This is a genomic window from Streptomyces sp. NRRL B-24572 (assembly GCF_002156145.1).
Classification (GTDB): domain Bacteria; phylum Actinomycetota; class Actinomycetes; order Streptomycetales; family Streptomycetaceae; genus Streptomyces; species Streptomyces vietnamensis.
On sequence record NZ_MWIG01000039.1, the window covers coordinates 1 to 2454 of the forward strand.

The 2454-nt window shown below is 70.4% G+C and carries 2 protein-coding genes; both read right to left on the reverse strand.

Going from position 1 to position 2454, the window contains the following annotated elements; translation table 11 throughout:
• Window positions 1-106: 106 nt before the first annotated feature.
• Window positions 107-1561: an adenosylhomocysteinase gene (ahcY, locus tag CCN56_RS02570; protein WP_086822964.1), complete on the reverse strand. Its 1455-nt coding sequence runs from the start codon at window positions 1559-1561 to the stop codon at window positions 107-109.
• A 347-nt stretch (window positions 1562-1908) separates the two neighbouring features.
• Window positions 1909-2454, reverse strand: a 546-nt coding sequence (locus tag CCN56_RS02575) for a cation diffusion facilitator family transporter (RefSeq protein WP_373412809.1), incomplete at its 5' end; no start/stop codon positions are given.

Sequence of the window (2454 nt, forward strand, 5' to 3'; positions counted from 1 at the left end):
AGGACTCAGGCAGGCCCCCGGCACGGGGGTGCGGGGGCCTGCCTGAGTCCTCTACGGGTGTCCGGGACGGCGCCGCGTCAGCGCGCGGGCGCCGCCGGCCGGGGCATCAGTAGCGGTAGTGGTCCGGCTTGTACGGGCCCTCGACCTCGACGCCGATGTAGGCGGCCTGCTCCGGGCGGAGGGTCGTCAGCTTGACGCCGAGCGAGTCCAGGTGGAGGCGGGCGACCTTCTCGTCGAGGTGCTTCGGGAGCACGTAGACGTCGGTCGGGTACTCCTGCGGCTTGGTGAAGAGCTCGATCTGGGCCAGGGTCTGGTCCGCGAAGGAGTTCGACATCACGAAGGAGGGGTGGCCGGTCGCGTTGCCGAGGTTCAGCAGGCGACCCTCGGAGAGGACGATGAGGACCTTGCCGTCGGGGAAGGTCCAGGTGTGGACCTGCGGCTTGACCTCGTCCTTGACGATGCCCGGGATCTTGGCGAGGCCGGCCATGTCGATCTCGTTGTCGAAGTGGCCGATGTTGCCGACGATGGCCTGGTGCTTCATCTTGGCCATGTCGGCGGCCATGATGATGTCCTTGTTGCCGGTGGTGGTGATGAAGATGTCGGCGGTCTCGACGACCTCGTCGAGGGTCGTGACCTGGTAGCCGTCCATCGCCGCCTGGAGCGCGCAGATCGGGTCGATCTCGGTGACGATGACGCGGGCGCCCTGGCCGCGCAGCGACTCCGCCGAGCCCTTGCCGACGTCCCCGTAGCCGCAGACCACCGCCGTCTTGCCGCCGATCAGGACGTCGGTGGCGCGGTTGATGCCGTCGATCAGGGAGTGCCGGCAGCCGTACTTGTTGTCGAACTTCGACTTCGTCACCGCGTCGTTCACGTTGATCGCCGGGAAGAGCAGGGCGCCCTCGCGGTGCATCTCGTACAGCCGGTGGACACCGGTCGTGGTCTCCTCCGTCACGCCGCGGATCTCGGACGCCAGCTGGGTCCACTTCTGCGGGTTCTCGGTGAGGGTGCGGTTGAGGAGGCGGAGGATGTGGCCGTACTCCTCGCTGTCCGCGGTGGACGGGTCCGGGGCGGAGCCGGCCTTCTCGAACTCGACGCCCTTGTGGACGAGGAGGGTGGCGTCACCGCCGTCGTCCAGGATCATGTTCGGGCCGCCGGTGGGCGAGTTCGGCCAGGTGAGGGCCTGCTCGGTGCACCACCAGTACTCCTCCAGGGTCTCGCCCTTCCAGGCGAAGACCGGGACGCCCTGGGGGTTCTCCGGGGTGCCGTTCGGGCCGACGGCGATGGCCGCGGCGGCGTGGTCCTGGGTGGAGAAGATGTTGCAGGAGGCCCAGCGGACCTCGGCGCCGAGGGCGACCAGGGTCTCGATGAGGACGGCGGTCTGCACGGTCATGTGCAGCGAGCCGGTGACGCGCGCGCCGGCGAGCGGCTGGGTCTCGGCGTATTCGCGGCGGATCGACATCAGGCCGGGCATCTCGTGCTCGGCGAGGGTGATCTCCTTGCGGCCGAAGGCGGCCAGGGAGAGGTCGGCGACCTTGAAGTCCTGGTGGGCGGCAGTCGTCATGACTGTGCTGCTCCTCGTGTGTGCGAGTGCGAGGGTCGGTTGAGGCGCCTGGCACCACGGCAGGGCCCTCTGGGCATACGAATGCCCGGGCGCTTCCTGGGTGCCGTCGTCGGAGGCCCTCTCTCCCTCGGCCGGTCCGCGGACCGCCCGACCGCCATCAGCAGCGACGTCTGGCTGGTCACGAATCTACACCGATCGGTGCGGCGGCCACAGTCCGCATCGGGCCCACCGCCCGTCCTTCCCGCGTCCTTCCCGCGTCCGGTGCCCGTACCCCGTACGGACGTACGAAGCCCCCGGGGCGTGTGGTCCCGGGGGCCTGTGGTGGTGGGGCGTACGTATCCGTGGGGTCAGTGGCCGGTGCCGCCCGGGGTCGCGGCCGGGTCCGGGCCCGCGGAGGCGGCCTTCTCGCTGTAGATGTCGGGCTCCAGGTAGATGACCCGGGCGATCGGGACGGCGGCGCGGATGCGCTCCTCGGCGGCGTCGATGGCGTTCGCGACCTGGGAGGCCGTGTCGTCGTGCCGGACGGCGACCTTGGCGGCGACGAGGAGTTCCTCGGGGCCGAGGTGGAGCGTACGCATGTGGATGAGGCCGGTGACGGTCTCGCCGTCGACGACGGCCGCCTCGATCTTCTTGACGTCGTCGACGCCCGCGGCCTCGCCGAGGAGGAGCGACTTGGTCTCGGCGGCCAGGATGAGCGCGATGACGATCAGCAGGACGCCGATGCAGAGGGTGCCGATGCCGTCCCAGACGCCGTTGTCGGTCGCCAGGGCGAGGCCGACGCCGCCGAGGGCGAGAACGAGGCCGACGAGGGCGCCGAGGTCCTCCAGGAGGACGACGGGGAGCTCGGGGGCCTTCGCGCGGCGGCCTCTCCTGGAAGGAGTTCGTCCGCCGCG